The 6,372-nt window shown below is 23.5% G+C and carries 9 protein-coding genes; 5 read left to right on the top strand and 4 right to left on the bottom strand.

All coding sequences use genetic code 4. From position 1 onward, the window contains the following. The coding region (locus F795_RS0103240; RefSeq protein WP_022936283.1) for an IS3 family transposase at positions 1-306 on the top strand (306 nt) is incomplete at its 5' end. Positions 307-371: 65 nt separating this feature from the next. On the opposite strand, the gene F795_RS0103235 is transcribed toward F795_RS0103240, so the two are convergent. The 3 genes from F795_RS0103235 to F795_RS0103225 are packed head-to-tail and all read right to left on the bottom strand — an operon-like array spanning position 372 to position 3,402. Continuing rightward, the gene (locus F795_RS0103235) at positions 372-1,487 is read right to left on the bottom strand and encodes a hypothetical protein (protein WP_022936282.1); all 1,116 of its coding nucleotides are present in this window, start codon (positions 1,485-1,487) and stop codon (positions 372-374) included. 12 nt (positions 1,488-1,499) lie between these two features. Continuing rightward, positions 1,500-2,456 carry a hypothetical protein gene (locus F795_RS06965; RefSeq protein WP_022936281.1) on the bottom strand — a complete coding sequence of 319 codons (957 nt, stop codon included), beginning with the start codon at positions 2,454-2,456 and terminating at the stop codon, positions 1,500-1,502. Positions 2,457-2,508: 52 nt separating this feature from the next. Further along, entirely contained in the window at positions 2,509-3,402 is an 894-nt protein-coding gene (locus F795_RS0103225) for an RluA family pseudouridine synthase (RefSeq protein ID WP_022936280.1), read from the bottom strand. A 35-nt stretch (positions 3,403-3,437) separates the two neighbouring features. On the opposite strand from F795_RS0103225, the gene F795_RS0103220 reads away from it, so the two are divergent. After that, entirely contained in the window at positions 3,438-3,773 is a 336-nt protein-coding gene (locus F795_RS0103220) for a YigZ family protein (RefSeq protein ID WP_022936279.1), read from the top strand. A gap of 22 nt (positions 3,774-3,795) precedes the next feature. On the opposite strand, the gene F795_RS0103215 is transcribed toward F795_RS0103220, so the two are convergent. Beyond that, positions 3,796-4,581, bottom strand: coding sequence for a PQ-loop domain-containing transporter (locus F795_RS0103215; protein ID WP_022936278.1), 786 nt, complete (start codon positions 4,579-4,581; stop codon positions 3,796-3,798). 89 nt (positions 4,582-4,670) lie between these two features. On the opposite strand from F795_RS0103215, the gene fmt reads away from it, so the two are divergent. The 3 genes from fmt to F795_RS06960 are packed head-to-tail and all read left to right on the top strand — an operon-like array spanning position 4,671 to position 6,179. After that, on the top strand, positions 4,671-5,531 hold the full coding sequence (gene fmt, locus F795_RS0103210; RefSeq protein ID WP_022936277.1) for a methionyl-tRNA formyltransferase: 861 nt from the start codon (positions 4,671-4,673) through the stop codon (positions 5,529-5,531). After that, the gene (locus tag F795_RS05955; RefSeq protein ID WP_232017760.1) at positions 5,521-5,775 is read left to right on the top strand and encodes a uracil-DNA glycosylase family protein; all 255 of its coding nucleotides are present in this window, start codon (positions 5,521-5,523) and stop codon (positions 5,773-5,775) included. Before fmt ends, F795_RS05955 begins: the two co-directional genes overlap by 11 nt. Before the next feature lie 47 nt (positions 5,776-5,822). After that, positions 5,823-6,179, top strand: a complete 357-nt coding sequence (locus F795_RS06960) for a uracil-DNA glycosylase (protein ID WP_232017761.1) — start codon at positions 5,823-5,825, stop codon at positions 6,177-6,179. Positions 6,180-6,372: the final 193 nt, after the last annotated feature.

Genomic DNA, 6,372 nt, shown 5'->3' with positions numbered 1-6,372 from the left:
CACGGCATTCAATATTCTTCTCAAGAATTTGTAAGTTTTATTAATTCTATTAATGGCATTATATCAATGTCAAGAATAGGAAATTCATTGGATAATCGAGAAATTGAATATTTCTTTTCTATATTAAAAACTGAAATTTTTCCGAACTTCTATCAAACTGTTAAAACACTTACTTTTATTGAATTGAAAAATAAAATAAAAGAATTTATAGATTGGTATAATAATGAAAGATTTTTGAAAAAATTTAATTTAAAAACACCCCAAGAATTATGGGATGTTTACAAGAACAAAAGTTTTACAATTTAGTCCAAAATTTTTGTCCTGGTTTATTTTGATAGACTATTTTAAAAATAAAAATATATTTGGGATTCTTATTTAATAATTGAATAAAATTTAGTTATCAAATATTTTTTATATTCTTCAATAAATTCAAATAATGTTTTTTCTTTTAATTCGCCATTTACATAATAACTAATCATGGCTTTTGGATTATAAAATAAATCTTCAAAATCATTATCACGATATGTTAGTCAAGAATTTTTTTGAATTGTAGAATAATTTTTATCTTGAGAACGAACTGTATTTAAATATTCAAGATATTTCTTGTTAAATTCTTCTTTTCCAACTTTTTCTTCATATTTTTTAGATTCACTAAATATATCAGCTTTTTTATCCGCGTTGTCCATTCAAATAATTTCTTTTTCAGTAGCAGTTAATTTATCTTCATTTTCTCTAGAAATATTTTCGGCACTATTAATAAATTGTGCTTCTCTTTCTGCTTCATCAGCAGTAATTTTTGAATAAAATTCTTCGAATAGTTTTACTTTAAATATTAAATCTAAGTAAACTAAATATGTTTTCTTAAGATTAAAGACTTTTTGATTCTTACGAGGTAATTCTAAATTGTTATATAAGAATATCATTTTTGAAGTAACTCTATGGGTTAAAATACCATTAGCCATTTTTTCATCATTTAGTTCAAAAGAATTAGGCAATTTTACAAATTCGCTAGAATCTTTTGAAACTTTTAAACTATGTAATTCTTCTTCTAATTTTTTAGCACCTTTATATTGTGGAATATTAAACATAATAGCTTTAACTATAAAAATACTTAAGTTTAAGGTTAAAAATAATAATGAAGTAACAATAATTGCTGCTAAATAAAATATAGAATATTCATTTCCTAATTTATATTGAACATATGCATTTTTAAACATAACTGAACTAAAAACAATAAGAACTATAAATAATATGTTAACTAAAATAATATTGAAAAAAGTCGTGCTTGCAATTTTAAAACCTTGAACATAAGGAATAACTAATTCATTACCTAATATTTTTTGAGTTTTTTTAATGCTTCTTATATAGTTAGTAATAAATTTAACTAATAAAAATAAGGCTAATAAAATTAAAACAGATAATAAAATTAAATATGTCGGACTAACTATATTTTTAGTTGCTTTACTTGAAGTTTCGTTATTAATCATCTTTTGCCTCCTTTAATTTATTGTTCCATTATCTTTTTTGTCATCTTTATTTGTTGAGTCTTTTTTAACTGAAGTATTTTGAGTTTTATTTTCATCAACAAAGACAAGTGCTATTTTATCTATAAGTTGTTCAGTAGATAATGAATCAGCACTAAATATATTAAGTCTTTGAGCCATGGCAATTAATTTTTGACGGTCTAAAGTTTTTAGAGTGCTTACATAATAATCATAATTATTAGTTTGATTTTCGCTGTTTTCAAGTGACATAACAAAGATACCATTGCCAACATCTTTTAGATTTTCATCTTTATTTTTATCATCATATGAAAAGTCTTTATCTTTAGTAAAATCAGTAAATATAGGAGCACCTTCACCATTTTGTTGTAAAGCAATAAATCTTTTAATTCTATTTGACTCAAAAATAGCTATACGTATTTTTTTAATGCATGCCATATAAACAACAATAAATATAATGGCACTAACTAATCTAAAGAAAATAAATAAATTAAAGAAGTTATTTTGATATATCAAGAAAAATTCTCTTCAACTAAATATAATAGAAAGAATTATATTAAGAAACATAATTGGAATAATTATGATTATTAAAGCTTGAGAAAATAAAGAATAATCTTTATTTTTAATACATTTTATTCAACTAACTAAATATCAAATACTAATTGCTAATAGAAAAGCAATAGTGAGGGTTGCTACAATGATATTTGTTCTTCATCTAGTTTCTAAATTAGCACTCGGATCATTTGTAGCTTGTTTAAAAATTTCTAAATATGAATCTTTTTTAATAATCATATGTAATATACCTACGCCTTGCAAAATAAACATTATTGGAAATATTAAGAATAATGTTAAAAATGCAGGAAAGAAACTTTTATGCTTTTGTTCATAAAAATCTTTGGTACTATTAAATTCAGGTTTGTTATTTAAAAAATCGTTATTGTTAAATGGATTCATTTTTTCCTCCTACACAATTATTAATTTAATATAATTTTAAACTAAAAATAGTTTAATTAATTTCTTTTTTAAAGATATCAGGAAAATCAACTTCAAAATGTTGTTCTTTTCCTTTATTATCAATAAAAATAAGCTCTTTAGCATGTAGTCTTTGATTAAAATCATCAATTTTTTTATTATATATAGGATCTCCATAAATTGGATGTCCAATATATGCTAAATGTACTCTAACTTGATGAGTACGCCCAGTTTTTAATTTACATTTGACTAATGTTTTTTCTTTTCCATCAATTACTAAATATTTAATAGGATAAACTGTAGTATATGCTTCTTTTGCATTTTCATTTGTAACACAAAACTTTTGACGGTTTTTCTTATCGCGACCAATAGGCAAGTCTATGTTAATAATTTTATCTTCTAATTTTCCATCGCAAATTGCATAATATATTCTTTCGATTTTGTGATCTTTAAGCAATGAAGCTAAATAATTATGCGTAGCATTATTTTTTGCAATTATTAAAAGCCCACTAGTATCTTTATCAATTCTATGAACTATACCCAATCTTAAAAGCCCGTTAACATCTGATAAATTGTTTTTAAAATGATATAAAAGACCATTAACTAAAGTTTGATCATAATGTCCAGGAGCTGGGTGTACGACTAAACCTGAAGGTTTATTAATTATTAAATAATCATCATTTTCAAAAACTATATCTAATTTAAGATTTTGTTCTTTTACATCAGTTAATTTTTTTTCTAAAACTTTTAAAATTGTAATTTCTTTACCTTCTGCAACAATAAATTTGGTTTTATTAATTCTAGTTCCTTCAACTAAAACCATACCTTGTTTAATTAGTTCTTGAATATCATTTCTTGAAATTTCGGGAACATTGTTTGCAATGTATTTATCTATTCTATCTGAATAATTAGCAATAATTTTAATCATGAATTAAATTGTATCATAATATATAATTAATAAATATGAAAGAACTTATAATCAAAAAATCTAAATTTATTAGTGTTATATATGATATCAATAATATTGATGATGTTAAAAAGATACATATATCTTTAAAAGAAGAACATAAAAAAGCTAAGCATGTAGTTTATGGTTATATTTTAGATCAAAATACTTTTGGTTATAATGATGATAAAGAGCCTCAAGGCTCGGCAGGGCTACCAATAGTAAATCTACTCAAAATAAAAAAACAAACTAATAAAGCAATATTTGTTATTAGATATTTTGGTGGTACTAAATTAGGCAAATCTAATTTATTACGTACTTATCTAAAAGTTGCAAATATGCTTTTTGATTAGTTTGTTTAGTAATGAATAATAATTAAGCGGATTTTACTTCATCTTCAATTTTGTGTTGACAATTTTTTTGTTTTTGATTAAATGAAAAGATCATTGAAAATTGAAGAATATATACTGTAAGTGAAACCACTTGCCAAATAAGCGCAGGGGCAACCTCAATCCATGCTTTATGAATTTGTATTGTCGGATTAGCATAATGACTCTTATAAATAGGCATCAAAATAAAGTATGTTATTCATAATAAGTTGTTGATTGTAAATAGAAATGGCATTCAAGGAGAAAGTCCATGAAAATCTTTTTTCTTTAAACTTGTAATAAGTTGTGGTAAAAAGGCTAAAGTTGTAAATGATGGCGCAATAATTGCAGCTATGGCTCTATCTCTTTCAGTTAAAATAGGAATTATATAATCAGTTTTTGTATCAGGATATCCTTCTTTTATATATTGTTGCATATTTAAAGCAAACATAATTAATAATCCTAAGGAAATTAAAGTCATAACCAAAATTCCCATACCAACTTTTAGCATTAATGCTTTAGTTTTATCTTCACGATAATAATATAGGTAATACATTGTTGCCGAATAAATTAATGAACAAGTGAAGTTAGCAACAAAAACTTGTCAATAATGTGGTCCTGCAAAAACCCCATATATTACTCATAATGTAATACCAACATAAAAAATTCAAAAAGAAGCAAAATTTACTTTTCCTGTTTTCTTTGTTTTTAATTGTTGAATTAATTGAGGAATTCCTAAGCCAATTGTAGTAATCGCTCCCAAAATTCCTAAAATATTTAATGTTAATTTCATAGCATGTAAATTATATAGATTTCTTTTGTTTTTAAATAAATTAATTAAACTTATTATATTTATAGTTAAAAATAACTATAATAATAGTTATGAAAAATCAAAAAATAAAATTAGTTTTAGCAGGAACAGCAAAGTTTTCTGCTAATGTATTTGAATTATTAATAAATAATAATGACTTTAAAATTGTTGCATTGATTAGTCAGCCTAATAATTTATTAGATAGGAATAAAAATGTAATTCCCACTAATGTAGCATCACTAGCTAAAAAATATAACATTAAATTATTCCAACCAACTAAAATTAATGAAATATATGAAGAATTAAAAAACTTAAATTTTGATTTTTTTATAACTTGTGCTTTTGGCCAATTTATTCCTAACAAAATTTTAGAATTGCCTAAAAAAGCTGCAATTAATATTCATGGTAGTTTGCTTGAAAAATATCGTGGTGCTGCTCCAATCCAATATTCTCTTTTGAATAATGATAAAGAAACTGGTGTTTCATTGATTTATATGACAAATAAAATGGACGCAGGCGATATTATTTTCCAAGAAAAATTTGAAATTGAAGAAAATGATACAGCTTTAGAAATATATGAAAAAATGTTAAGATTACTTGAAAATAATTTAGCGACTTGAATTAAAAAAATGTATGAAAATCAAATAAACCCAAAAGTTCAAGATGAAGCAAAAGTTACCTTAGCTCCAAAAATTAATAATGACGAAGCGGAATTTTTTACAACTGAATCAAAGGAAAAAGCACTTGCTAAAATTAAAGCGTTTAATGATCAACCTGGAGCTTTTATTATAATAAATAATAAAAGGTTAAAGGTATATAGAGCTACTACTAAAAAAGTGTCTAGTCCCCTTAATTTAAATTTTATTGATGGAAAATTGTATTTAATTGAATACCAATGAGAAGGAAAGAAAAAAGTTAAACATGAAATTTAATTTTTTAAATTTTTTAAATGATGAAAAAAATAAACCATATTTTCAAAAGATATTAAAAGTTATTAATAATAAAGATAAACATATTTTCCCAACCAAAGAATTACTTTTTAATGCTTTTGAAAATTTTGATTATGATAATTTAAAAATTGTGATTTTAGGTCAAGACCCATATCATACAAAAAATGTTGCTGATGGTCTTGCATTTTCTACACAAAAAAATAATTTAAAAACGCTGCATCATTAAAAAATATTTTTAAGGAAATAAAAAATTGTTACCCTGATTCAAAATTTTTGTCAAACAATTTAAGCTCATGAAAGAACCAAGGCATTTTGCTTGCAAACACAATTTTAACAGTTGAAGAAGGCAAACCATTATCACATAAAAATATAGGCTGAGAAAGATTTGTTTCTGAACTTTTAAATACTTTAAATAATACATATGAAAATATTATATACCTTTGTTTTGGCGTTAAAGCCTTTAATTTCGCTTCTTCTTTAGCAAACATACAAAAACATATCATTTTAAAAACTTCGCATCCTTCACCTTTTTCATATAAAAAAGGTTTTGAAAATTCAAAAATATTTTTAAAAGTAAACGATAAATTAGACTCATTAAATAAGAAAAAAATTGATTGAAATACTTATTAAATATCAATTTATTTTATGTTTTTTAGAAATTATAAATATAAAAAATACACAACTATTAAATAAACTAGGACAAAAAAATTGGACTCAAATTAAAAAAAATTGAGTCCTTTTTTTTCATTTTAAGTAAAGGAGATAATTATGGGTAGACAATTAAAAATTAATGAGTGACTACAAGTATTTGACTTGTATGAAA

It is taken from the genome of Metamycoplasma orale ATCC 23714 (assembly GCF_000420105.1).
GTDB lineage: Bacteria > Bacillota_I > Bacilli_A > Mycoplasmatales > Metamycoplasmataceae > Metamycoplasma > Metamycoplasma orale.
This window is presented reverse-complemented; position numbering and strand designations above follow the sequence as displayed.